General features: G+C 61.6%; 24 protein-coding genes. 15 read left to right on the top strand and 9 right to left on the bottom strand.

All coding sequences use genetic code 11. From position 1 onward, the window contains the following. The first annotated feature begins 46 nt into the window (after positions 1 to 46). Entirely contained in the window at positions 47 to 955 is a 909-nt protein-coding gene (locus R2C4_RS18020) for a D-amino acid aminotransferase (RefSeq protein ID WP_141891657.1), read from the top strand. Further along, positions 955 to 1,668 (top strand): sulfotransferase-like domain-containing protein, encoded by a 714-nt coding sequence (locus tag R2C4_RS18015; RefSeq protein WP_141891656.1) that lies wholly within the window; start codon positions 955 to 957, stop codon positions 1,666 to 1,668. The genes R2C4_RS18020 and R2C4_RS18015 overlap by 1 nt, the downstream gene beginning before the upstream one ends. A gap of 73 nt (positions 1,669 to 1,741) precedes the next feature. Here R2C4_RS18015 and R2C4_RS18010 read toward each other — a convergent pair whose 3' ends face one another. From R2C4_RS18010 to R2C4_RS18000, 3 genes are all read right to left on the bottom strand, one after another. Further along, a complete protein-coding gene (locus R2C4_RS18010; protein WP_141891655.1) occupies positions 1,742 to 2,026 on the bottom strand; it encodes an SCP2 sterol-binding domain-containing protein in 285 nt (94 codons plus the stop codon). A 79-nt stretch (positions 2,027 to 2,105) separates the two neighbouring features. Next, positions 2,106 to 2,570: a DUF1810 domain-containing protein gene (locus R2C4_RS18005; protein ID WP_141891654.1), complete on the bottom strand. Its 465-nt coding sequence runs from the start codon at positions 2,568 to 2,570 to the stop codon at positions 2,106 to 2,108. Further along, the gene (locus tag R2C4_RS18000; RefSeq protein WP_141891653.1) at positions 2,567 to 3,793 is read right to left on the bottom strand and encodes an argininosuccinate synthase; all 1,227 of its coding nucleotides are present in this window, start codon (positions 3,791 to 3,793) and stop codon (positions 2,567 to 2,569) included. The genes R2C4_RS18005 and R2C4_RS18000 overlap by 4 nt, the downstream gene beginning before the upstream one ends. Before the next feature lie 137 nt (positions 3,794 to 3,930). Here R2C4_RS18000 and R2C4_RS17995 point away from each other — a divergent pair, with 137 nt between their 5' ends. Together R2C4_RS17995 and ilvA are read left to right on the top strand one after the other, a co-directional pair. Next, the gene (locus R2C4_RS17995) at positions 3,931 to 4,692 is read left to right on the top strand and encodes a hypothetical protein (RefSeq protein WP_141891652.1); all 762 of its coding nucleotides are present in this window, start codon (positions 3,931 to 3,933) and stop codon (positions 4,690 to 4,692) included. 72 nt (positions 4,693 to 4,764) lie between these two features. Next, complete coding sequence (ilvA, locus tag R2C4_RS17990; protein ID WP_141891651.1) at positions 4,765 to 5,991, top strand: threonine ammonia-lyase IlvA; 1,227 nt, start codon at positions 4,765 to 4,767, stop codon at positions 5,989 to 5,991. A gap of 15 nt (positions 5,992 to 6,006) precedes the next feature. Here ilvA and R2C4_RS17985 read toward each other — a convergent pair whose 3' ends face one another. Continuing rightward, positions 6,007 to 6,330, bottom strand: a complete 324-nt coding sequence (locus R2C4_RS17985) for an Hpt domain-containing protein (protein ID WP_141891650.1) — start codon at positions 6,328 to 6,330, stop codon at positions 6,007 to 6,009. 187 nt (positions 6,331 to 6,517) lie between these two features. On the opposite strand from R2C4_RS17985, the gene R2C4_RS17980 reads away from it, so the two are divergent. Further along, the gene (locus tag R2C4_RS17980) at positions 6,518 to 7,771 is read left to right on the top strand and encodes a PP2C family protein-serine/threonine phosphatase (RefSeq protein WP_141892127.1); all 1,254 of its coding nucleotides are present in this window, start codon (positions 6,518 to 6,520) and stop codon (positions 7,769 to 7,771) included. A gap of 79 nt (positions 7,772 to 7,850) precedes the next feature. Here R2C4_RS17980 and R2C4_RS17975 read toward each other — a convergent pair whose 3' ends face one another. Then, a complete protein-coding gene (locus tag R2C4_RS17975; protein ID WP_008558073.1) occupies positions 7,851 to 8,294 on the bottom strand; it encodes an NUDIX hydrolase in 444 nt (147 codons plus the stop codon). Positions 8,295 to 8,371: 77 nt separating this feature from the next. Between R2C4_RS17975 and hslO the strand changes: the two genes are divergently transcribed. The 8 genes from hslO to R2C4_RS17935 all read left to right on the top strand — a co-directional run bounded on the left by hslO (position 8,372) and on the right by R2C4_RS17935 (position 17,710). Then, entirely contained in the window at positions 8,372 to 9,358 is a 987-nt protein-coding gene (gene hslO / locus R2C4_RS17970) for an Hsp33 family molecular chaperone HslO (protein WP_141891649.1), read from the top strand. After that, positions 9,351 to 9,959 carry a CoA pyrophosphatase gene (locus R2C4_RS17965; RefSeq protein ID WP_208764503.1) on the top strand — a complete coding sequence of 203 codons (609 nt, stop codon included), beginning with the start codon at positions 9,351 to 9,353 and terminating at the stop codon, positions 9,957 to 9,959. The genes hslO and R2C4_RS17965 overlap by 8 nt, the downstream gene beginning before the upstream one ends. After that, positions 9,959 to 11,110: a CCA tRNA nucleotidyltransferase gene (locus R2C4_RS17960; RefSeq protein ID WP_141891648.1), complete on the top strand. Its 1,152-nt coding sequence runs from the start codon at positions 9,959 to 9,961 to the stop codon at positions 11,108 to 11,110. Before R2C4_RS17965 ends, R2C4_RS17960 begins: the two co-directional genes overlap by 1 nt. A 214-nt stretch (positions 11,111 to 11,324) precedes the next feature. After that, positions 11,325 to 13,163 carry an ABC transporter ATP-binding protein gene (locus R2C4_RS17955; protein WP_141891647.1) on the top strand — a complete coding sequence of 613 codons (1,839 nt, stop codon included), beginning with the start codon at positions 11,325 to 11,327 and terminating at the stop codon, positions 13,161 to 13,163. Continuing rightward, the gene (locus R2C4_RS17950; RefSeq protein ID WP_141891646.1) at positions 13,160 to 15,004 is read left to right on the top strand and encodes an ABC transporter ATP-binding protein; all 1,845 of its coding nucleotides are present in this window, start codon (positions 13,160 to 13,162) and stop codon (positions 15,002 to 15,004) included. The genes R2C4_RS17955 and R2C4_RS17950 overlap by 4 nt, the downstream gene beginning before the upstream one ends. Before the next feature lie 54 nt (positions 15,005 to 15,058). Next, positions 15,059 to 16,306: a class I SAM-dependent RNA methyltransferase gene (locus R2C4_RS17945; protein ID WP_141891645.1), complete on the top strand. Its 1,248-nt coding sequence runs from the start codon at positions 15,059 to 15,061 to the stop codon at positions 16,304 to 16,306. Position 16,307: 1 nt separating this feature from the next. Continuing rightward, entirely contained in the window at positions 16,308 to 17,117 is an 810-nt protein-coding gene (locus R2C4_RS17940) for an ion transporter (protein WP_058287343.1), read from the top strand. A 65-nt stretch (positions 17,118 to 17,182) separates the two neighbouring features. Then, positions 17,183 to 17,710: a L,D-transpeptidase family protein gene (locus R2C4_RS17935; protein ID WP_058287342.1), complete on the top strand. Its 528-nt coding sequence runs from the start codon at positions 17,183 to 17,185 to the stop codon at positions 17,708 to 17,710. 106 nt (positions 17,711 to 17,816) lie between these two features. Here R2C4_RS17935 and dalA read toward each other — a convergent pair whose 3' ends face one another. After that, positions 17,817 to 18,299: a divisome-associated lipoprotein DalA gene (dalA, locus tag R2C4_RS17930; protein WP_058287341.1), complete on the bottom strand. Its 483-nt coding sequence runs from the start codon at positions 18,297 to 18,299 to the stop codon at positions 17,817 to 17,819. A gap of 170 nt (positions 18,300 to 18,469) precedes the next feature. Here dalA and R2C4_RS17925 point away from each other — a divergent pair, with 170 nt between their 5' ends. Both R2C4_RS17925 and R2C4_RS17920 read left to right on the top strand, forming a co-directional pair. Beyond that, the gene (locus R2C4_RS17925) at positions 18,470 to 19,087 is read left to right on the top strand and encodes a L,D-transpeptidase (RefSeq protein WP_141891644.1); all 618 of its coding nucleotides are present in this window, start codon (positions 18,470 to 18,472) and stop codon (positions 19,085 to 19,087) included. Between the two features lie 138 nt (positions 19,088 to 19,225). Further along, positions 19,226 to 19,408, top strand: a complete 183-nt coding sequence (locus tag R2C4_RS17920) for a hypothetical protein (RefSeq protein WP_008557026.1) — start codon at positions 19,226 to 19,228, stop codon at positions 19,406 to 19,408. A gap of 76 nt (positions 19,409 to 19,484) precedes the next feature. On the opposite strand, the gene R2C4_RS17915 is transcribed toward R2C4_RS17920, so the two are convergent. The 3 genes from R2C4_RS17915 to R2C4_RS17905 form a co-directional block, all read right to left on the bottom strand. After that, positions 19,485 to 22,493, bottom strand: a complete 3,009-nt coding sequence (locus R2C4_RS17915) for an aminotransferase class III-fold pyridoxal phosphate-dependent enzyme (protein WP_141891643.1) — start codon at positions 22,491 to 22,493, stop codon at positions 19,485 to 19,487. Between the two features lie 71 nt (positions 22,494 to 22,564). Further along, positions 22,565 to 23,626, bottom strand: a complete 1,062-nt coding sequence (gene hemH, locus R2C4_RS17910) for a ferrochelatase (RefSeq protein WP_141891642.1) — start codon at positions 23,624 to 23,626, stop codon at positions 22,565 to 22,567. 105 nt (positions 23,627 to 23,731) lie between these two features. Then, entirely contained in the window at positions 23,732 to 24,568 is an 837-nt protein-coding gene (locus R2C4_RS17905) for a methyltransferase domain-containing protein (protein WP_141891641.1), read from the bottom strand. Positions 24,569 to 24,581: the final 13 nt, after the last annotated feature.

The following is a 24,581-nucleotide window of genomic DNA, read 5'->3' as shown; positions in this document are numbered from 1 at the left end:
GAAATTGGATCCAATTTTACTAACGTGCCGCCAGCAGGAGGATTCCATGACCAAAAAGATGAGCACCCATCAGGCCGAAGAAGACCGGCGCAACGACGAGATCCTGATCTACCTGAACGGCGAAATCGTTCCCAAGGCCGAGGCCAAGGTCAGCGTTTACGATAGCGGCTTCATGCTGGGCGATGGCGTCTGGGAGGGGCTGCGCCTGTACAACGGCGCCTGGGCCTTCATGGATGAGCACCTGGACCGCCTGTTCGAGGCCGCCAAGGCCATTGATCTGGACATCGGCCTGGACCGGGAAGGTGTCGAAAACGCCCTGTTAGAGACGCAAAAAGCCAATGGCATGACAACGGATGCCCATACCCGGCTGATGGTCACGCGGGGGGTGAAAACCCGGCCTTTCCAGCATCCGTCCTTGTCGCAACAGGGGCCGACCATGACGATCATCATGGAACACTCGCGCCCGAACCTGCCGCGCCCGATCAAGCTGGCCACGGTGCCGCATATCCGGGGCCTGCCGATGTCCCAGGACCCCAAGCTGAACTCCCATTCCAAGCTGAACTGCATTCTCGCCTGCATCGCGGCAGAGAAAGCGGGCGCGGATGAGGCGCTGATGCTGGACGTGAATGGCTTTGTAAACACCACCAACGCGTGCAATTTCTTCATCGTGCGCAAGGGGGAGGTTTGGACTTCTACTGGGGACTATTGCATGAACGGCATCACCCGCCAGAAAGTGATTGATCTGTGCCGAGAGAACGGCATTCCGGTGCATGAGCGGAACTATTCACTGGTCGACACATATGGCGCGGATGAAGCCTTCCTCACCGGCACATTCGGCGCGCAGACCCCGGTGGGGGAGATCGACGGGCGGCAGATCGGCAGCGGGCAGATGGGTCCCATGACCGAGCGTATCAGGAGCCTCTACAAGAACCTGATTGAGAAGGAGTGTGCGTGATGCGGATTGCCATGTGGTCAGGACCGCGGAACCTGTCGACCGCGATGATGTATGCCTTTGGCAACCGCGGCGATTGCGCAGTGGTGGATGAACCGTTTTATGCTGCCTATCTGGCGATGACCGGTCTCGACCATCCGATGCGGAGTGAGATTCTGGATAGCCAGCCGCAGGACCCCGAAGCTGTGGCCAAGGCGCTGCTTGGGCCGGTCCCGGGGGCGAAGCCCTACTATTATCAAAAACACATGACCCAGCACATGATCCCGGGCGTGCCGCGTGACTGGATGCGCGAGGCGGTCAATGTCTTTCTGATCCGTCACCCGGCGCGGGTGATTGCCTCTTATGCGGCAAAACGGGAAAATCCCACGCTGGAGGATATCGGCTTCCGCCAGCAGGCAGAGCTGTTTGACCTGGTGCGCAGCTGGGGGCAGACGCCGGTGGTGGTGGACAGCCACGATATCCGCGAGAACCCGGCGGCAAAACTGGAGCAGCTGTGCGACGCAATCGGCATCCCCTATTCCCCGAAGATGCTGAGCTGGCCCAAAGGCGGGCACAAGGATGACGGCGTGTGGGCTGAACATTGGTATGGCGCGGTCTGGAGTTCCACCGGATTTGCCGGCGCCGAAGGGCCGCTGCCAGACGTGCCGGACGCGCTGCAGCCCGTGCTGCAGGCGGCAATGCCCTATTATGAGCAGATGAAAGCTGTGAAGATCTGATGGTTGGAGGGGGCTTTGCCCCCTCGCGCCTGCGGCGCTCACCCCCAGGATACTTAGGGCAAGAGGAAGCGGCTCAGCCGATCAGCTTGCTCAGTTTCATGGCGACGCCCATGTCGCCGGACACCTTGATCTTGCCCATCATCACCGCGGTCATCGGGTTCAGCTTGCCGGCGAGCAGCTTTTGCAGATTGTCCGCGGACAGACGGAGCGTGCAATCAGTGTCCCGGTCCTGGGTTGTGGCATCCCCCTGGGCGAGCACAATCACGCCCTCGTCGCCGCAATCGAATTTCAGAGAGCCATCGAAGGTTTTTCCGGTCAAGCCGTCGCGAATGCCTGCTGCGATGTCTTCAAGTGCCATGTTGTCCTCCCTTGCCTGACGTGAGCGTTAGGCAGGCAAGGCGGTCCGGGCAACATTGACCAAGGGGGAAGCGGACGGATTACCCGCCGGCAAGCGCGTCCCGGGTGAGCGGGCAGGGCTGACCGTCGTAGAAGGCATCTAGCACTTGCTGAAATTCTGCCGGTGCGCCGGACACAGCAGCAAAAAGCGTCATCGAGGAGCGTAGCTTCTTGGCGTCGATGCCGCCGAGGATCTGCTCAGGCTTTTTACTGCGGTGCTGCAGCATCAGCTGGCTGACCTCGACCAAGCGGGCGCGCAGTTTTTCGTGGTTCAGATAAGCTGTGGCCTCAACCAGATCCTCGATCCCATAAAGCTGCGCCATGTGGGACCGGCCGAGCTCGGCCAGTTGGGGGAAGACGAACCACATCCAGTGGCTCGTCTTCTGACCTGCAGAGAGTTCGTTCAGGACAGCCGCCCAGACGGTGTCCTGAGCTTCGACGAACATGTCCAGCTCTTCCGCGAAATCATCCTCGAAATCGCTGTCTATGCCGTCGTGATCACTCACTTTTTGATCCGGCGCTCACGAGCGGCCAGCAGTTTGAGGCGCAGGGCGTTCAGCTGAATGAAGCCTGCGGCGTCTTTCTGGTCGTAGGCGCCGGCGTCTTCCTCGAAGGTCACATGCGCTTCGGAGTAGAGCGAATTTTCCGACCAGCGGCCAACGGTGGAGGCCAAGCCCTTATAAAGCTTCACGCGCACGGTGCCGGAGACGAACTCCTGGCTCTTGTCGATGGCGGCCTGCAGCATTTCACGCTCAGGGCTGTACCAGAAGCCGTTGTAGATCAGCTCTGCGTACTGCGGCATCAGCTGATCTTTCAGGTGCATCGCGCCGCGGTCCATGGTGATGGATTCGATACCGCGGTGGGCTTCCAGCAGGATGGTGCCGCCCGGGGTCTCGTAGATGCCGCGGGACTTCATGCCGACGAAACGGCCTTCGACAAGGTCGAGGCGGCCGATGCCGTGCTTACGTCCGTATTCATTGAGCTCGGTCAGGATAGTGGCCGGGCTCATCGCCTCGCCGTTGATGCTGACCGCATCGCCCTTTTCAAAGCCGATTTCGATGTATTCGGGGGTGTCCGGCGCCTCTTCGGGGTGCACGGTGCGCTGGTAGACGTAATCGGGCGCTTCCTGCGCCGGGTCTTCCAGTACCTTGCCCTCGGATGAAGTATGCAGGAGGTTTGCATCGACCGAGAAGGGGGCCTCGCCGCGCTTGTCCTTGGCAACGGGGATCTGGTGCGCCTCGGCAAATTCCAAGAGCTTGGTGCGCGAGGTCAGGTCCCACTCGCGCCAGGGCGCGATTACCTTGATGTCGGGGTTCAGCGCATAGGCGGCCAGTTCGAAGCGGACCTGGTCGTTGCCCTTGCCGGTGGCGCCATGGGCCACGGCGTCGGCACCGGTGGCTTCGGCGATCTCAACCAGACGCTTGGAGATCAGCGGGCGGGCGATGGAGGTGCCCAGAAGATACAGGCCTTCATAGACCGCATTGGCGCGGAACATCGGGAACACGAAGTCGCGGACAAATTCCTCGCGCACATCTTCGATGTAGATGTTTTCCGGCTTGATGCCCAGCATTTCCGCTTTCTTGCGGGCGGGCTCCAGCTCCTCACCCTGGCCGAGATCGGCGGTGAAGGTGACAACTTCGCAGCCGTATTCGGTCTGCAGCCATTTCAGGATGATCGAGGTGTCGAGGCCACCGGAATAGGCGAGCACAACTTTCTTGGGCGCGGACATGGATTTCCCTCTCAGGTCAGAACGCCTGCGGCGTATCGGGTTTTGCCCAGAAGAGCAAGGTTTTCCGGGGTTTTCTAATCTGCGGGACACGCTTAACGTGCGCGGCAAAACGGAAAGACATTTTGGAGAATACCCCAATGAAGGGCTGGTCGATTTTCTCGCATTCCGTGAGCATGGTGCTCCGGAATTTCCAAGCTGCAATCCAGATATTCCTGGTCCCAACGCTGCTTGTGTTCGCAGTGGTGTTTGCCGTGGTCTATGCTGTTTTTCAATCAGGGATAATACCAGTGGGGCAGGCAGTGAACATGCCGCTGGGCAGCGTGTCTACTGGCTTTTTACTGCAAATGGCAGCAGTCTGGGTAGTCGTCATGCTGATCAGCATCTGGGGTGTTGTTGCCTGGCACAGGTATGTGCTTCTGGAAGAGATGCCTGAAGGCTGGATTCCCCGGCTCCACACCTCCAATATCCTCATCTACTTTCTGCGAGCGGTCCAGCTTGCCATCGTTTCGGTGATCTCCCTGATCGTGGTCGCCTTCATCGGAAGCGCGTTTGCGGAGACAGCGGGGTACTTCGGGGTCGCCATTCTGATTGTTCTGTTTATTGCCGTTGCCCTGTTTCTCTCGCGGCTGCTGGTCATTCTCCCCGCTGCGGCTGTTGGCAGGGCAATTAGCCTGAGTGACGCCTTGGAGGCGACCAAGGGCGCAATCCCGGCGCTGTTTCTGCTTGGTGTGTGTGTGTTTCTTGCACAGCTCGTGGTGGAGCTGGCGTTGTCGGCGGTTGCCGGAATCCCGGTCTTTTCGCTCGTACTGCAATTGGGATTTGCAGTCATGCTGAGCCTTCTGAACGTCAGCATCATGACTACGCTTTACGGCCATTACGTCGAAGGCCGCCCGGTCTGATCCCCAGTATTCTTATGTATGCTTTGCTCCCGCCCCTTGCCTTGGGGGCGGGGTTGCGCCACTGAAGGATACATGAGCGATTTCAAGACCCAGGCCCGTGCTGCCGAACAGGCGATGCGCGATGTGTTCCCTGCAACACCCTTGCAGCGCAATGTGCATCTGTCCGAACGTTTCGGCGCCGACATCTACCTCAAACGCGAGGACCTGAGCCCGGTCCGTTCCTACAAGATCCGCGGCGCACTGAACGCGATGCGCAAACAGCCGGAACAGGAGCTGTTTGTCTGTGCCTCCGCCGGCAATCACGCTCAGGGCGTTGCCTTCATGTGCCGGCATATGGGCAAGCGCGGTGTCATTTTCATGCCGGTCACCACGCCGCAGCAGAAGATCCAGAAGACCCGCATGTTCGGCGGAGACAATATCGAAATACATCTGGTCGGCGACTATTTTGACATCTGCTTGGCCGCTGCGCAGGAATGGTGCGCGCAGGAAGGCGGGCATTTCCTGTCGCCCTTTGACGACGCCGATGTGATCGAGGGTCAAGCCTCCATTGCAGTGGAGATTGAGGCGCAGCTGGGAAAGGCTCCGGATCACATCCTGCTGCCGGTGGGCGGCGGCGGCATGTCGGCGGGCGTTTCCTCCTGGTTTGGTGAGGATGTTCACAGTCTGTTTGTCGAGCCGGACGGCGGCGCCTGCCTGCGCGCGGCACTGGCGGCGGGCAAGCCGGTGCCGCTCGACACCGTTGATACCTTTGTCGATGGCGCCGCGGTGGGACGGATCGGTGACTTGCCCTTTGACATTCTGAAGGACGTGCCGCTGCCGGATGTCCTGGCAATCTCCGAGGACCGGATCTGCGCAACCATCATTGAGATGCTGAATGTCGAGGGCATCGTGCTGGAACCGGCTGGCGCGCTGTCGGTCGAGGCGCTGCAGGATGTGCGGTCCTGGATTCGCGGCAAGACGGTGGTCTGCGTCACCTCCGGCGGAAATTTCGATTTCGAACGGCTGCCCGAGGTCAAGGAACGGGCGCAGCGCTATTCCGGGGTGAAGAAATACTTCATCCTGCGGCTGCCGCAGCGGCCTGGCGCGCTGAAAGAGTTCCTGGGCATCCTGGGGCCTGAGGACGACATCGCCCGCTTTGAGTACATGAAGAAGTCGGCCCGCAACTTCGGCTCTGTTCTGATCGGGATCGAAACCAAACGGCCGGAAAATTTTGAGCAGCTGTTCGCGCGGCTGGATGCGGCTGGGATGACCTATACGGACATCACCAGGGACGAAACGCTGGCGCAGTTCGTGATCTGAGACCTGCGGCGGAGGTCAGAATTTCTCCGACATGCCCGTCAGAAAGGCTGACTTGGAATCCTGAAACTTGGCGATGATGGCAGGAACGTCGACACCATCCGCACCGCCCTGCGCGGACTTTCTCTCCCCGTCGAGGCAGAGTGCGGAAAAATCTGCAAACCCGAGGTTGAGCGCGCTGCCTTTCAAAAAGTGCAGATCCTGCTCCAGCCGGCTGCGGTCGCCGTCTTGCAGCTTTCCGATAACCTCTTCGACTTCTTCGAGAAATATCTCTACGACTTCCTCGAAATCCTCAGCACCCACTTCTTCGCGCAGCTCGGTCACGCGTGGCCAGTCAATCATGTCTCTTGTCCCTACGATCAGTCGCCATGCGCGATTTCTTAAGTTGATTGCAGTAAAAATATAGTGAAATAAAGGGGGAAGCTCAAATTTTAGGTTTCACCGCCTGTTAAATTTCTGGACCGATAGTATCACAAGACTGTCTGATTATGCCATTTGTGAGGTGCCTTCGGTGCTGCCAGAAAGTTCGATGGACAACGAGGACCACACAGTGGCCGGATCAATACGCCGTGTGCTGGTTGTCGACGACAGCCGCCTGCAAAGACGCATCCTTGTCGCTTCACTCAAGAAATGGGGTTTTGAGGTCGTCGAGGCCGAGAGCGGCGAGGCAGCGATGGAGATCTGCCAGGCGGAAACGCCGGATCTGATCCTCAGCGACTGGATGATGCCGGGCATGAACGGGCTGGAGTTCTGCCGCGCCTTCCGGGCCCGCTCAAGCGGGGATTACGCCTACTTCATCCTGCTGACCTCCAAAAGCGAAAAGAACGAGGTTGCCGAGGGGCTTGATGCCGGCGCCGATGATTTCCTGACCAAGCCGGTGAGTTCTGATGAGCTGCGCGCGCGCATTTCCGCGGGGGAGCGGATTCTGCGCATGCAGCGGGAGCTGTCAGAAAAGAACCGTATCGTCTCCGAAACCCTGGGTGAGCTGCAGCGGGTGTATGATGCGATCGACAAGGACCTGATCCAGGCGCGCAAGATCCAGGAATCGCTGGTGCCGGAACTGTCCAAGACCTTTGGCTCTTCGACCGTCAGCCTGCTGCTGAAACCCTGCGGGCACATCGGCGGCGACCTAGTGGGCATGTTCTCTCCCGGCGTGAACAGAATTGGCTTCTACTCCATTGACGTGTCGGGTCATGGCATCACCTCCGCAATGATGACGGCGCGGCTGGGCGGATACCTGTCCTCCAACTATTTCGATCAGAACGTCGGCATGGAAAAGCGGTTCAACCGTTTCTACGCCCTGCGCCAGCCGGAAGAAGTGGCCAGCCTGCTGAATGCCCGGCTGATCGCCGACACCGGCATCGAAGAATACTTCACCATGGCCTACTGCATTGCTGACTTGCGCAGCGGGGTCGTCAAGATGGTGCAGGCCGGGCATCCGCACCCGCTGCTGCTGCGAAAAAACGGCAAGATGGAATTTATCGGCAAAGGCGGCGTTCCGGTGGGGCTGGTGCCGGATATCGGCTACAGCCAGGAAGAATTCACCATGGAGCGCGGCGACCGCCTGCTGCTGTTCTCTGACGGTTTCACCGAGGCGCGGCTGGAAGATGGTTCCATGCTGGAACCCGAGGGCCTGCTTGAACTGGTCGAGAAATGCGGATCCGGCCAAAGCGGCAAGGAATTCCTGGACGATCTGTACTGGCACCTGACCCAGGTAATGAGCAAAGAGCACGGGCTGGAAGATGACGTTTCAGCCACCTTGTTCGAATATCAAGGCCCCTGAACCTGCCTCAGCTTCTGACTGATGGTATCCCGGCCGCGGCTGGGATTTTGTGTATTTGGGAGGTGGGTTTAGCCAGATTTCACAGGCGTGCTGCCAGCCGGGCTGCAAAATGGCGGTCGCCGGCGTTGCCCAGCCTGACGGCAGCCTCCTGCGGATCGATCCACAGCGCTTCATGCCCGTCCTCCAACGGCGGGCCGATGCGGCGCAGCGGTCGGGCCACATAAATGTGGCACAGCTTCTCGGCCCACAGATCGTATTCCGGCATATAGGCAAAACGCCGGAATACCCCCAGTTTGCGCGGGGCGGAGATTTTCCAGCCGGTTTCTTCATACACCTCCCGGTGCAGGGCAGGGACCGGCGATTCGCCAGGGTCGATGCCGCCGCCCGGCAGCTGCAGGTCGGGGTGGGGGTCGTACTGGCAGGTGATCAGCAGCTTGCCGCCGCGCGGCAGCAGCGCATAGGCCCCCGGCCGCATCCGGTAGCGCTGGCCTTTTTGCGGGGTGTCGCCAAAACGTCTGATCACGGGCAGCCCCCTTCACTCCAGCGGCGTTTCTCCTATATAGCCCCGGTATGCCAATCCCCGGCGCTTAAGGAAACCCCATGACTCTTGGTTCTAAAATCGCGTGGGACGACACTGTCCTGCCCTTCCAGCTTGATGTATCCGACATGCGCGGCCGCGTGGCGCGGCTGGACGGCGTGCTGGATGGTATCCTGAAACAGCATGATTATCCGCCAGCGGTTGAAGCTTTGGTCGCTGAGATGGCGCTGCTGACGGCGCTCATTGGCCAAACGATTTCGCTGCGCTGGAAACTGTCGCTGCAGGTACAGTCCAAGGGCGCGGTGCGGATGATTGCCACCGATTATTATGCACCGCAGAAAGAAGGTGAGATCGGCAAGATCCGCGCCTATGCCAGCTTTGACCGCAGCCGCCTGACCGATGGCGATCCGTTCGAGCAGGTGGGCGAAGGGTATTTCGCGATTCTGATCGACCAGGGCACCGGCACCCAGCCCTATCAGGGCATCACCCCGCTGGCCCAAGGCTCGCTCAGCGCTTGCGCCGAGGCGTATTTCGCCCAGTCCGAACAGCTGCCCACGATGTTCAAGCTGAGCTTTGGCAAATCGGCTGAACCCGGCGTGCCCGAGCATTGGCGCGCCGGCGGTGTGATGCTGCAGAGCATGCCCAAGGCGTCGCCCTTCGCGGCCCAGGGCGAAGGAACGGGCGAGGTTCTGCAAGCCTCCGATCTGGTGACCGGCGACGAGGAAGAGAACTGGAACCGCGTCACCATGCTGCTGAACACAGTTGAAGATCTGGAATTGATCGGCCCGTCGGTCACCCCCGCCGACCTGCTGGTCCGATTGTTTCACGAGGAACAACCCCGCGTCTACGATTTCCAGCCGGTGCGCTTCGGCTGCACCTGCTCGGAAGATCGTGTGCGCCAGAGCCTGTCGATCTACTCGGCGAAGGACATTGAGAAGATGACCACGGATGACGGCCGGGTGACTGCGGACTGCCAGTTCTGCGGTGCGCATTATGACCTGGATCCCGCGTCGCTGGGCTTTGAAGCGGAAAATCCGCCCAGTGAATGAGGCGGCTCGGAATCTTAAGGACAGAATAGCCGCTGCGCTGCAGCTTCAGGGCGGCGGCTCTTCCGACTTTGACCTCAACCCAGGCACGGTGCTGCCGGAGGGGCGCAAGCTGCGGGATGCCGGGGTTCTGGTGCCGGTTTCCATTGCGTCGGGCGTGCCGCGGCTGATCCTGACCAAACGGTCCTCGGCGCTCAAGCACCATCCGGGACAGATCGCGTTTCCCGGCGGCAAGGTCGATGCGGGCGACAAGGACGCCTGCGCTGCCGCCCTGCGCGAGGCCTGGGAGGAAATCGGACTGCCGCAGGACCTGCCCGAAATCCTTGGCTGTCTGCCGGAGCACGAGACAGTGACCGGATTCTCCGTCACCCCGGTTGTTGCGCTGATCCGCGAAGACTTCGCGGCCCGACCGGAAGCCGGGGAAGTGGCCGAAGTGTTTTCAGTGCCGCTGGGGCACGTTCTGGACACAGAAAACTACATCATCGAATCGCGCCGCTGGCGCGGCACCCGCCGGCGCTATTATACCGTTCCCTATGGGCCCTATTACATTTGGGGCGCCACCGCGCGGATGCTGCGCGGCTTTGCGGCACGGATGGAGAGCTAATGCGGATTGACCAGCCCTGGCTGAACGACCAAGCAACGCAGGCGGTGTTCGAGGCTGTCACGGCGGATGGCGCGCAGGTGCTGTTTGTCGGCGGATGCGTGCGCAACGCACTGCTGTGCGAGCCGGTCTCCGACATGGACATCGCCACCGACGCGCGGCCGGAGCAGGTGATGGAACTGGCCGCCCGCGCCGGGATCAAGGCGGTGCCGACCGGGATCGACCACGGCACAGTGACTCTGGTCAAAAATGGCATCCCGCACGAAATCACCACCTTCCGCAAAGACGTGGCGACCGATGGCCGCCGGGCTGTTGTGGCGTTTTCCACCGACATCACTGAGGACGCCCGCCGCCGCGATTTCACCATGAACGCGATCTATGCGCGCCCGGATGGCGAGATCGTCGATCCGCTGGGCGGGCTTGCGGATCTGACCAAGCGCCGGGTGCGGTTCATCGGTACCGCGGAACACCGCATCCGCGAGGATTACCTGCGCAGCTTGCGGTATTTCCGCTTTCACGCCTGGTACGGCGATCAGGCAGAGGGATTTGATCCGGATGCGCTGGCGGCGATTTCCGCCAATCTGGACGGTCTGGCCTCGCTGTCCAAAGAGCGGGTCGGCGCGGAGCTGTTGAAGCTGCTGGCGGCGCCCGATCCTGCGCCGTCTGTTGCAGCAATGCGGCAGGCAGGCGTTCTGGCGCAGATTCTGCCCGGCGCTGATGACCGGACGCTTGGGCCGCTGATTCATTTGGAGGCCGGGCGAACGGCCTCTGGCATCCGCCGCCTTGCCGTGCTGGGCGGGGAAGGCCTGCAGGAGGCCCTGAGGCTGAGCAAGGCGCAGGCCTCTCACCTAGCCGCAATCCGGAAGGCAGCGGCTGGCACTGCGCAGGCAGGAGAGCTGGGATACCGGCTGGGTGCGGAGAAGGCGCTGGATGCGCTTCTGCTGCGCGCTGCCCTGTTTCAACAGCCGCTTTCCCCTGATTTAGAGACTGATATTGCGCTGGGCGCCAGAGCGGTTTTCCCGGTAAAAGCCCGCGATCTCCTGCCCGGTTTAGCCGGGCCGGAATTGGGGGCAGCGATGAAGAAAATGGAAGCAAACTGGATCGCTTCCGGGTTCACTCTTTCGCGCGAGGAGTTGCTGGCTTCCCTCCGCTGACAAGGGCTGTCAGCAGCGTCACAACCTTGGGGGGTGACACGGCGGCAAATCTTGCGTACCCATAGGGCAGCCACCACATGACGGAGGAATGCTGATGTATTACGGGATCTGGTTTCTTTAACGCCTGAGACCTTGCCCCGTTTGACGTGGGGGCCTTGGGCCGCCCGCTGTCTGCATCTGTATTCCGAATTGCTCGAACGACTGGAGCATCCGCATGTTTCGCTTCGTTGAAAATCTTATTGACCCTTATTGCGCCTACCCGGAAACCAACACGCCGCCGACGCGGCTGTGGCCTTTCCTGCGCGACTATTGCAAGCCGTTCAAATCCGTCTTTGTCCTGACCGCGCTTATGTCGGTGGTGGTCGCCGGGATCGAGGTCGGGCTGATCTACTATATGGGCCGGATCGTCGACCTGATGTCGGGTACGCCCCAGCAGGTGTGGGACGACCATGGGACTGAGCTGATCCTGGTCGCCCTGTTCATTCTGCTGCTGCGGCCAGTGATTCAGCTTTTGGACGTCGCGCTGCTGAACAATGCGATCCTGCCGAACTTTGGCACGCTGATCCGCTGGCGGGCGCACAAGCATGTGCTGCGCCAATCGGTGGGCTGGTTCGAGAATGATTTTGCCGGCCGGATCGCCAACCGGATCATGCAGACCCCGCCCGCCGCTGGGGAAGTGATCTTTCAGGTGTTTGATGCGATCACCTTTTCCCTGGCTTACCTGGTTGGCGCTGCGGTGCTTCTGTGGGTGGCCGATGTGCGGCTGATGCTGCCGCTGGCTGTCTGGTTCGCGCTTTATGCGCTTCTCGTGATGTGGACCGTCAAACGGGTCGGGCCGGCCAGCCAGGCGTCGTCAGACGCGCGCTCGACCGTGACGGGGCGGGTGGTTGACAGCTATTCCAACATCCACTCGGTCAAGATGTTTGCCCATCACGACCGGGAGCTGACCTATGCCCGCGAGGCAATCGAAAACACCCGCAAGACGTTCCAGACAGAGATGCGCATCTTCACCATCATGGATGCCACGCTGGTCACGCTGAACGGTCTGCTTATTATCGGCGTCGTCGGCTGGGCCGTGATGCTGTGGATGCAGGGGACGGCCTCGGTCGGTCTGGTGGCGGCGGCCACGGCGCTGACCCTGCGGCTGAATGCAATGACCGGCTGGATCATGTGGGCGCTGACCTCCTTCTTCCGCCAGCTGGGGGTTGTGGCCGAGGGGATGGAAACCATCGCCCAGCCGATCGACCTGGTGGATGCTGCCAATGCGGAACCGCTGAAGCTGACCAAGGGAGAGATCGAGCTGCGCAACCTTTCGCACCATTACGGGCGGGAGGCGGGCGGGCTGGACAGGATCAGCCTGACCATCCAGCCGGGCGAGAAGATCGGCCTGATCGGACGCTCTGGCGCCGGGAAATCGACCCTGGTGAAACTGCTTCTGCGGTTCTATGACGCTGACAGCGGTCAGATCCTGATCGACGGCCAGGACATCCGGGCGGTGACACAGGAAAGCCTGCGCAGCTACATCGGTATGGTTCAGCAGGACAGCGCGCTGATGCATCGCTCGGTCCGGGATAATCTGCTGTACGGACGCCCGGACGCGACCGAAGCGCAGATGATCGCCGCTGCCAAACAAGCGCAGGCGCATGAGTTCATTCTGGACCTGGAGGACCCCCAGGGCCGAAAGGGCTATGATGCCCACGTGGGCGAGCGCGGGGTGAAGTTGTCCGGCGGCCAGCGCCAGCGGGTGACTCTGGCGCGGGTGATCCTGAAAGACGCGCCGATTCTGGTGCTGGACGAGGCTACCTCGGCGCTGGATTCCGAGGTTGAGGCGGCGATACAGGAAACGCTTTACGGCATGATGCAGGGCAAGACGGTAATTGCGATTGCACACCGGCTGTCCACCATCGCGCAGATGGACCGTATCCTGGTAATGGATCAGGGCCGTATAGTTGAAGAAGGCTCGCATGAGGCGCTATTGCAGGCGCAGGGGCTTTATGCCCAGCTATGGGCGCGCCAGTCCGGCGGCTTCCTGAGTATTGAGGCAGCAGAATGACAATTGGCAACCTGATCGACGCCTTCCGCCCGGCAGAGGGCCCGCCGCCGCAAAGGCTGGGATCCTTCCTGCGCTGGTGTCTGGCCGGGGCATGGCCCATGCTGGTGCTGGCGGCGGCTTTTTCAGCACTTGCCGGCGGGATGGAGGCGGGTACCGCCTTTATCCTGGGGATGGTCATCGACACCGCAATCGCCAGCGGGCCGGAACAGTTTTTCTCGGCCGGCAATGTGGCGGTCATCGCATTGGCGCTGGGCTTCTTCCTTATTGTACGCCCGGTGCTGTTTGGCCTGTCTGCCGCCTCCAACGCCATTATCGTGCAGCCCAATGTGAACCCGCTGGTGCTGTCGCGGCTGAACCGGTGGACGCTGGGTCAATCGGTGCGGTTCTTCGACGATGATTTTGCCGGCCGGATCGCTCAGAAGCAGATGCAGACGGCAACTGCCGTCACCTCCGTGACCACTGAGATGATCAATGTGGTGGCCTTTGCGCTGGCCTCTCTTGCGGGCTCTTTGGCCTTGTTAGGCTCTATTGATTGGCGCATCACCGCAGTGTTCCTGGTGTGGCTGATCGCTTATTTCGCGCTGATCCGCTGGTTTCTGCCGCGCATCCGCAAACGCTCTGGCGCACGGGCCGGGGCGCGGGCGATGGTAACCGGGCAGGTTGTCGACTCGATCACCAACATCAAGACGGTCAAGCTGTTTGCCCATGCCGACCATGAGGAACGCACCGCCCAGGACGCCATGGTGCGTTTCCGCGACAAGTCGCTGCATTTCGGTTACCTCTCCGCCAGCTTCCGCTTCTCCCTGATGTGCCTAGCAGGCATTTTGCCGGTGCTGCTGATCGGCGCAACGCTGTTTCTGTGGCAGTCGGGCACGGCCACCGAAGGCGACATCGTGGCGGCTGGCGCGGTCTCGATCCGCATCGCTCAGATGACCGGCTGGGTCAGCTTCACGCTGATGGCGATCTATTCCAACGTGGGCGAGATCGAGAACGGCATGAAAACCCTGTCCGTCCGCGACAGGGTTGAGGATAAGCCCGGTGCCAAGCCGTTGAAGGTCAGCAAGGGTGAAATTGCTTTTGACCAGGTGGAGTTTGCCTATGGCCGGGATGTGGGCGGGGTGCAGGGCGTTGGCCTGACCATTCATCCGGGGGAGAAGCTGGGCATCGTTGGTGCCTCAGGGGCCGGGAAGTCCACGCTCGTATCGCTTCTTCTCAGGCTCTATGAAGGGGAGAACGGGAAGATTTTGATCGACGGACAGGATATTTCCACCGTCACCCAGAATTCGCTGCGCAGCCAGATCGGCATGGTCACCCAGGAAACCGCCATGTTCAACCGCTCGGCACGGCAGAATATTCTCTATGGCCGGCCTGACGCCACTGAGGAAGAGCTGATCGCGGCGGCGCAGAAGGCTGAGGCGCATGAGTTCATCACAGAACTGGAGGACGGCCAGGGCCGCACCGGCTATGACGCGTATCTTGGCGAGCGGGGGGTGAAACTGTCCGGCGGACAGCGGCAGAGGATTGCACTGGCGCGCGCCATTCTGAAGGACGCGCCGATCCTGGTGCTGGACGAGGCAACCTCGGCGCTGGATTCTGAGGTTGAGGCCGCAATTCAGGCGGCGCTGCACCGGGTGATGGAGGGCAAGACGGTGCTGGCGATTGCCCACCGTCTGTCGACGCTTAGCGAAATGGACCGGATCATCGTGATGGACAGGGGGCGCATTGCCGAAAGCGGCAGCCACGATGAACTGCTGGCCACGGGCGGTCTATACGCGCAGTTCTGGGCGCGCCAGTCCGGCGGTTTCATCTGCACGGGCGAGGAGCAGGCGGCGGCGGAGTAAACCTGCCGGCGCATTTTGCTTTTGCTGGCCCCTGTGGCGCGCTATTGAGCCGCCATGACAGACGCAGCCAGAATTACAGCAACGATCAGCCGGCTGGGCCATCAGGGCGATGGCGTGGCCGACGGCCCCTTGTTTGCCCCGCGCACCCTTCCGGGCGAGGTTGTCAGCGGCATTGCCGAGGGCAGCCGCTTGACCAGCATCCGCATCGAGACGCCGTCGGAGCACCGGGTGCAGCCGCCCTGCCGGCACTACAAGTCCTGCGGCGGCTGTCAGCTGCAGCACGCCAGTGATGGCTTTGTGGCGCAGTGGAAAACGGATGTGGTGCGCAATGCGCTTACCGCGCAGGGGCTGAAGACGGAGTTCCGGCCTGTCCACACCTCGCCGTCCCAGTCCCGCCGCCGGGCCACGCTTGCGGTGCGGCGCACCAAGAAGGGTGCGATGGCCGGATTCCACGGCCAGGCGTCGGACGTGATTACAGAGATTCCCGATTGCCGGCTGCTGGACCCCGCCTTGATGGCGGCAATTCCGGTAGCGGAATCGCTGGCCCTGGCCGGAGCCAGCCGCAAAACGCCGTTGTCGGTCACGGTCACCGCCTCGTACGCGGGCCTGGATATGTTTGTCCAGAACGGCAAGCCACTGGACGGGCCGTTGCGGATCGCGCTGGCACAGCTGGCAGAGAAGCACCGGATTGCCCGCCTGACCTGGGACGACGAACTGGTCGCGATGGAGCAGCCGCCGGTGCAGCCGTTTGGTCCCGCCCTGGTCTGCCCGCCGCCGGGAGCCTTTCTGCAGGCCACCAAAGACGGCGAGGCCGCGCTGCTGGCCGCTGTGTTGGAAATCACCAGGGGCGCCAAGCGGATCGTTGATCTGTTTGCCGGCTGCGGCACCTTTGCGCTGCCTCTGGCGCAGGCTGCCGAGGTGCACGCAGTCGAGGGAGAGCGGGATATGGTGGCGGCGCTGGACGCCGGCTGGCGCAAGGCCAAGGGGCTGAAAAAAGTCACCACCGAAGCCCGCGACCTGTTCCGCAATCCGCTGCTGCCCGAAGATCTGAACCCGTTCGGCGCCGCCTTTGACGCGGCAGTGATCGACCCGCCCCGGGCCGGCGCCGAAGCCCAGGTCGCGCAGCTGGCCAAAGCCCGCACGCCAGTGATCGCCTATGTGTCCTGCAACCCCGTCAGCTTTGCCCGGGATGCCAAAACGCTGGCCGCAGCGGGCTATGACCTCGGCTGGGTCCAGGTTGTTGACCAGTTCCGCTGGTCTGCCCATATCGAAGCTGTTGCGCGATTCACCCTGAAAGACTGAAATGACCGACACCCCAGCGACCACCCCGACACGCCGGCTCGAAGCCTTTCTGGACAGTGCAGGCTTTGGCCGTTTCATCACCGCTGTCATCCTGGTCAATGCAGTCACTTTGGGACTGGAAACTGCACCATCAGTAATGGCCAGAGCTGGCGACCTGATCTACCTGATTGACCACGCCTGCCTGTCGATCTTTGTCGTCGAAATCCTGGCCAAGCTTTACGTGCGCCGCCTGCGGTTCTTCTTAAGCGGCTGGAATGTGTTTGATTTCGTAATTGTCGGCATTGCGCTGGTGCCGGCAGCGCAGGGGCTGTCGGTTCTGCGGGCACTGCGCATTCTGCGGGTTCTGCGGGTCATCTCGGTGGCGCCAAGGCTGCGACGGGTGGTCGAAGGCTTCATTACCGCGCTGCCCGGAATGGGCTCTGTCTTTCTGCTGATGGCGATCATTTTCTATATCGGCGCGGTGATCTCTACCAAGCTGTTCGGCCAGGATTTCCCGGAGTGGTTCGGCGATCTGGGACGCAGCGCCTATTCGCTGTTCCAGATCATGACACTGGAAAGCTGGTCAATGGGGATCGTGCGGCCGGTGATGGAGGTTCACCCCTATGCCTGGGCGTTCTTCGTGCCCTTCATCATGGTGACCACCTTTGCGGTGGTGAACCTTCTGGTTGGCCTGATCGTGAACTCGATGCAGGACGCGCACGGCGAGGAAGAGGGCGTGCGCACCGATGCGTACCGGGATGAAGTGCTTGCCCGTCTGGAGGCCATTGAGCGGAAGATTTCCGGCCCTGCAGGCGAAGACAGGAAAATGTGAATTTTCTTAATCCCGATTTCGCGGTATGGCCTGAATAGAGGCAAACAAAAAATACAGGCTGAACAATGAACAGAAGGGCATTCGGTTTCGGTGCTGCCGCTAGCCTTGCACTGGCAGGCTGCAGCAGGACCGGCAGCGCGGCGCGCAGGTTCCAGTTTTATGAAGGACCCCAGGTCACATCGGTTGTGATCAACAAGAGCTCGCGCAAGCTGTATCTGCTGCACTACGAAGAGGTGCTGCGGGAATATGACGTTGATCTGGGCTTTGCACCGCAGGGCCACAAGCAGTTCGAGGGCGACGGAAAAACTCCGGAAGGCACCTATGTGATCGACCGCCGCAACCCGAACAGCCGGTACCACCTGTCAGTCGGCATCTCATATCCGAATGTGCAGGACCAGACCGCGGCGCAAGCGGCGGGCAAGAAACCCGGCGGCGAGATCTTTATTCACGGGCAGCCCAACAACCCGAAGGAGCGCAAGCGCGCAGCGCGGGTCAGCGATTGGACCGCAGGCTGCATCGCGGTGTCAAACGACGACATCGAAGAGATCTATGCCATGGTGCAGGACGGAACCACCATCGCTTTGCGGCCCTGATCCGCAATCCCCGGCGGCGGGCTCCCGCGCCTGCAGATGCGCCGGCGGGGCCGGCACCTCCTGGCAGCCTTGGGCGTGGCGCCGTGCTAACGCACGGCGCGCCGGCTCAGCTGCCCATTACCAGTGTCCACCAGATTTTTCCGTTCGGCTCCTGGAACCAGGAAAAGCCCATATTCGCAGCCTTCGGATCCAGGATAACCGCGCGCGTGGCGGGCCGTTCCAGCCAGGCGGTGAGCGTTTGCTGCTCATTTTCGTAGGTTTCCGAGATGTTCTCGCCCAGCAGCGTGCCATTGTAGCCCGCCCGTGTGACCCGGTCGAGCGGCGAGGAGCCGTCGGAGCCGAAATGCCAGGGCCGGTTCTGAACCGACATATCGCGCGAGTGGGTCGCGGCGGCGGCGGTCAGCTCAGCGTTCAGTTGAACCGTTTGCGCACCTGCGGCCTGGCGCAGCGCATTGACGGAATCGAGCATCCGGATCTGGACCTTGTCCGCATTGCGTATGCGGTAGGTGCTGCTGGAGTCGGTTGCGGGCGTACAAGCGGCCGCGACAGTCAGAATGGCCGCAGCCATAAGCAGAAAAACGCGCTTCATAATTCTCTCATGCTCCGTCAGATGCTTCTGCACTTATCCTTCCTGTGGCCGGGAGGCAAACGGGGTGGCAGAAATATGCGGACCGCGGTGACGGATTGGTTTGCGACTGCGGCTTTCCGGCCATAAAATGCAAAAATCCTGGATCCCGATTGCGCAAGTTGGAATGAATCATGTCCCGTATCCCATTTAAGAACTTCAGCAGGCGGCAGTTTCTTGCCGGCAGCGCTGCCCTGATTTCCTCTTCCGCGCTGGCGCAGGAAGACTCCGGACTCTCTCAGCAGGCTTACGATCCGCTGCGGCCGCCGCCGGAGCCGGAACCGCCGGTTCACCGCAATGTCTCTGCTTTCCGGTCCAAAACGTGGAGGCCGTATTTCGACAATTTGCGCAACGGCGCGATTCTCGTCGATATCGACAGCCGGGCGCTGCACTTCTGGTCCGCGGATGGAAATACCTACAAGCTGTTCCCCTCCTCAGTGCCGCTGTCGGACGATCTGACACGGCGCGGCCGCACCACGGTGGTGCGCAAGGTGGAAGGGCCCAGCTGGTCGCCGACCCCGAACATGCGCAAGCGCAATCCGGAATGGCCCGCGTATGTCCCGCCGGGACCGGACAACCCGCTTGGCACCCATGCGCTGTACCTCAGCTGGAAGTATTACCGGATCCACGGAACCCACGACACGCGCAAAATCGGGCGCAAATCATCCAATGGCTGCATCGGGCTTTACAATGAACACATTGCCCAGCTGTTCAGCCTTGCCAAAGTGGGCACACAGGTGTTGCTAATTTGACGCCACGGGAACGGGCGCTAGCCTGTTAACTATAACAAGCAATTGCAATCGCGCGATTTTGCTGGTTAGAAAAAAATACGAGGTATGTCTTGGGTGCGCGGTTCAGCTTTATGGCCCGCGCAAATTCTGGAGGTTAACATGAAAAAACTCGTTATCGCTGCTGCGCTGACCGCTGCTGCTTCGACCGCTACCGCGGGCAACCTGTCCGAGCCGGTTGTAGAACCGCCGGTCATCGTTGAAGAAGCACAGGGCTCTTCCAGCGGCATCCTGCTGCCGCTGCTGCTGCTGGTCCTGGTTGGCGCAGCTGTTGCAGCGAACTAAGTTCGCGACACAGTTACGGAAAAGGCGGTGGTTCTCCACCGCCTTTTTTGTTGGCTAAAGGCCGCTGCGGGGGCGGTCAGACCGCCGCCACCTCGCGCAAGATCCCGTCCAGAACACTGGTGATCATGTCCGCATCATCCGGCTCTATCGTCAGCGGCGGCCGGATTTTCAGGATATTGTCCTTGGGGCCTTCGCTGCCGATCAGGATCCGGTGATCGCGCATCCGGTTCTTGACGTAGGAACAGATCTCCGTGGCCTCGGAGCCGTCCGGATTGATCAGTTCCACCCCCAAAAACAGGCCCATACCGCGCACATCGCCGATGCAGGCGTGCTTCCCCTCCAGCGCCTTCAGTCCGCCGAACAGCTGGGCGCCAACCACACGGGCATTTTCCTGCAGGCTTTCGTCATCGACGATGTCCAGCACCTCCTTGCCGATTCGGCAGGAGAGGGTCGAGCCACCAAAGGTTGAGAAAAATTCGATGCCGTTGTCGAAGCTCGCGGCGATTTCCTTGGTGGTGGCCAACACGCCCAGCGGATGCCCATTGCCGATCGGTTTGCCCATCACAACAATATCCGGCAGCGCCCCCTGATGTTCAAAGCCAAAGTAGAAGTCCCCCAAACGGCCCAGGCCGGTCTGCACTTCGTCTGCGATGCAAACGCCGCCTGCGGCGCGAATCTTGTCATAAACCGCAGGCAGATAGCCCTTGGGCGGGATGATCTGGCCGCCCACAGACGGGAAGGTTTCGGCAATGAACCCGGCAACACCATGGCCCTTTTCCCGCAGACGGGCGATTGCCGGGTCTACGAGATCTGCGAACTTCTGCGCCCGGTCCGGATCGCCGCGCCGGAAAGAGCCGCGGTAATCATCGGCAACTTCCACCAGCTCAACCCAGTCCGCTTGGCCACCGCCACCGGGCTTGTTGAATTTGTAGGCAGAGATATCAATCGCACCAGTGGTGTTGCCGTGGTAGCCGTGATCGGGCGTCACCATGCCCTTGGAGCCGGTATGGGCGCGGGCCAGGCGCAGGGCCAGCTCATTGGCCTCGGTGCCGGAATTCACGAAAAAGCAGACTTCGAACCGGTCCGGCAGTTTTGACAGCACCTTCTTCGCAAAGGCGGTCTGCGCCGGATGCAGATAGCGGGTGTTCGAGTTCATCCGTTTCAGCTGATCAGCCGCCACCGCCTGAATGCGCGGATGGGCGTGGCCGACGTGTGGGACATTGTTGTAGGCGTCCAGATAGAGCCGCCCCCATTCGTCGAACATGTGGTGTTTCCATCCACGCACCAGCATCACCGGGTCTTTGTAGGTGAGGCTCAGGTTGCCGCCGAAATGCGCGCGGCGGCCGGCAAGCACGTCTTCCTTGCTTGTGGGGCGATAGCGGACTTTTTCATCCGGCAGGTTCAGCAGCGCCGCCGGGTTGGGGCATAGGGACTGCCACAGGTACATTTCGTCCGGGTCGCCGACACCGGGCCAGTCCGCCTCGATCCCCTCGGTGGTCAGTGCCAGCTGGAAATGCACATGCGGCGCCCAGCCGCCGTTTTGGCCGGGATCGCCCAGGCGGCAAAATTCCTCGCCTTTCTCGACGATGTCGCCGGGCTTCAGCCGGTTGAGGCATTCCGGGTCCAGATGACCGTAGAGCGTAAAGAACGAATCGCCCTCCGGCGTCTCGTGCCGCAGGATGATCACCCCGCCATAATCCAGATGACCGTCGCGGTATTCGGCCGCATAGACCTCACCGCGCAACGGCGCAAACATCGGCGTGCCCGCCGAGGCAAAGGCGTCGACGGCTAGATGCACGGTGCGGCGGTTGCCGGCTTTCCATCGCCCTTTGCGGAAGGCCGCATCCGTGTAGATCAGCCGCGGCTCGTGATAATAACCCAGCCAGATGCGGCCTTTGACTTCAAACTCCTCGCCGACCCTGGCGGCTTCCTCCAGGGGCATGTGGAACGGGTTCTGCGGCCAGGTGGAGTGCTCTACCGACAGCGACCCCATTGGTGCGCCTGCCAGATCCTGGCCCATCAGCGGGGCGAAGTTCCCGCGTTCCTGATCAAGCCAGGCCATCACCCGGCCGGCGCCGTCCACCACCGGCAGCCCGCAGGCGGCACGCAGCCGGGCCGTCAGCAGACCGCCATGCAGCGTGTTGCCCTCAAGGAACCGCCAGGCCGGCGCTTGCGAGATGGTGACATAGGGATCGTCCGGGTTCTCCGCCGCCATCAGGGTGGAGTTCACAACGCTGACAGCCAGCCGCGTGCGCAGCAGCGGCCAGACCATGCCCACTTCGGCGGGCGTCAGCGGAGAGGCCGCGTGATAGCCCGCCACCAAAGCCGCAAGGGCGGCTTCCGGGGCCGGATGGTCCAGCACGATATAGGCCGCAGCAATCGCCAGGTCGCAGATCCGTGGCGCGGCGCACATGTCACCCAGGTCGATAAGGCCCGACACCCGGCGCGGCTCGCCCAGTTCACCCGCCACCATGATGTTGTAGTCATTGGCGTCGTTGTGAATGGCCTGCTTGGGCAGCGCCGCCAACGCAGGCTCTAACTTGGCGAAATCCTCAGAAATCTCTTCAAGGAGCGAACGGCGCGACGGATCGGTGATGCAGGGCAGCTGGTCCCTGATCCAGCCTGCGCGCATCAGATCCCATTTGAAATCGCGCTCCAGACCTTCGTGCCGGAAATCCGCCAGCGCCTTGGCCGAGCCGCCCAGCACCTCGCCGATCTCATGAATCAGGGCATCGCTTTTCGGCGCGGCCTTGGCATAGCAGCGCCCGGGCAGCTGGTTCAGCAGCCAGACCAGCCGGTCCTGGCCATTCTCGTCCGGGAGTGTCAGCAGAGAGCGGCCGTCAGCTGAGGCGATCACCCGGGGGCAGGGCAGATCCGGCTGGCGCGCGGCAATATGCTCAAAGGCTTTCACCTGCATATCGACCAGCCAAGTCTCACAGCCCGGGCGCATGGCTTTGAGGATATAGCCCTGGCCATGTGCGTCGCGGGCCAGGAAGTTCAGGTCATACTCCCCATCAAGGCGGCTGAGTTTCGCCTTGATCCCCCAATGTTCTTCAAGGGCGGCGGCCCAATGCGCAAGCGTCATCCAAACTCTCCCCGGTCTGCCGGCGTGCCCGGCGATCCAACATTGGATCCTATTTGGACCGGGACGAGGGTTTAGTCCAGCCAGCCTTGCAGGTTCTGCTCGATAACCCCGGCCAGTGCGGCGATATGGTCATCATTATCGTTGAGGCAGGGGATATACAGGAAGTCTTCGCCGCCCGCGTGTTCAAAGCTTTCGCGGATTTCCTCGTTGATCTCTTCCAGCGTCTCGATGCAGTCGGCAGAGAAGGCCGGCGCGATCACCGCGATGTTCTTCTTGCCGTCCTTGGCGAGCGCCGCGACGTGGTCCACGGTGTAGGGCTTCAGCCATTCCTCCGGCCCGAAAACCGACTGGAAGGTCGAGGTGATCTGGGTATCGTCCCAGCCCAGCCGCTCCTTCAGCAGGCGCGTCGTTTTCTGGCACTGGCAATGGTAAGGATCGCCCTGCATCAGATAGCGCTTGGGCATGCCGTGGTAAGACACCACCAGGATATCCGGACGCTTCGCTGCCTTGGCATAGGCCTCCTCCACCGACCGCGCCAGCGCGTCGATATAGGCAGGCTGGTCGAAATAAGGCGCGATCGTGCGCGCGGCGGGCTGCCAGGCTTCTTCCATCAGGGCGCGGAAGAACTGGTCGTTGGCCGTGCCAGAGGTCGCGCCGGCATATTGCGGATAGAGCGGCACAAACAGGATCTTCTGGCAGCCAGCCTCCACCATCTGCCGCACCTTGGACTTGGTTGAGGGGTTGCCGTAGCGCATGCAGAAATCGACCATCACCTGATCGCCGTACTGCGCTTTCATCACCTCAGCCATCTTGGCAGTCTGGTCTTTGGTGATGGTCATCAGCGGGCTTTCGCCCTTGTCATGGTTCCAGATCGACTTGTACGCCGCGCCGGAGGAGAACGGGCGTTTGGTCAGAATGATCAGCTGCAGCAGCGGCTGCCATTTCCACGACGGATAGTCGATCACCCGCTTGTCCGACAGGAACTCATTCAGGTAGCGGCGCATCGGCCAATAGGAATGATCGTCCGGCGTGCCAAGGTTGGCCAGCAGGATGCCGACCTTCTCCGCCGGGATCTTGGGGTGATCGGCGGGGGCGTGGGCAGGGCATTTGGCGGTCCGGGCGGCGTCCAGCATGGGCAGGTCCTGTGGGGCTGAGAATTTCGGTGTTGGCGGCAAACTACTGTCTTTACGCGCAGAAGGCCAATTGGATCACATTGGCGCAGCCATAGCGGAAACTTATCAAGGGCCGAGCTTGGTTTCCGGCACCTTCAACGCATCGGCCAGACGCATCCGGGCAGAGCCGGGGCGCAAGGGTTTTTGCTGGCTGTCCGACGGCGACCAGCCGGTGAGGCATACCAGCTCAAACGTCGCTGGCAACCGGCCGTTTGCGGTGGCGAAATGCGCGCGATAGATGTGATCGGCCAGTTGGAACAGGCTTCGCGGCGCCGGGCGCTTTAGGCGCTGGGCAAGGGCGTTGGTTTCGCCCATGCCGCGCAGGTCGTGGATCAGATGCGTCAGATCGCGGTATTCCGCGGTGAGCGGCACCAGATCGGCCACCGGCAGGGCAAAACCGGCCCGCTGCAGCAACCCGCCCAGATCCCGGATCTCTCCCATCGGGGCAACCCGCGGCGACAGGCCGCCCAGAACGGCTGTCTCTGCTTCGGCCATGGCTGCGCGCAGCTCGTGCAGGGTCTGGCCGCCCAGCAGGATGACCAGCAGCAGCCCGTCTTCCTTCAGGGCGCGTCGGCATTGGATCAGCTGCCCCACCGGATCATTGGCCCAATGCAGGCACATGGCATGGATCACCACATCATGCGCGCCTTGCTCCAGTTCCAGAACGTCCGCGTCGGACACAAACTTCGCGTCCAGCTGAAACCCTTCCCAGACCTCCGGGAAAGGGCAGACCACGGCGGGCGCTGTAAAGGTTCTGTTAACCAGGCTCAGGCGATCCTCGGCCTCATCCCGCGCCATATGGTGCAGAAAAAGGGCGTCCGCCTGCCGTCTGGCACGGCGGGCTGCCAGCGCCTGACGGTCAAAGAGCTGTTGCTGGGCCCGGTCTTGGGGTGCGTGTGTCATGGGGGCTATTTAG

It is taken from the genome of Leisingera aquaemixtae (assembly GCF_006740765.1).
In the GTDB taxonomy this organism is placed as follows: Bacteria; Pseudomonadota; Alphaproteobacteria; order Rhodobacterales; family Rhodobacteraceae; genus Leisingera; species Leisingera aquaemixtae.
This window is presented reverse-complemented; position numbering and strand designations above follow the sequence as displayed.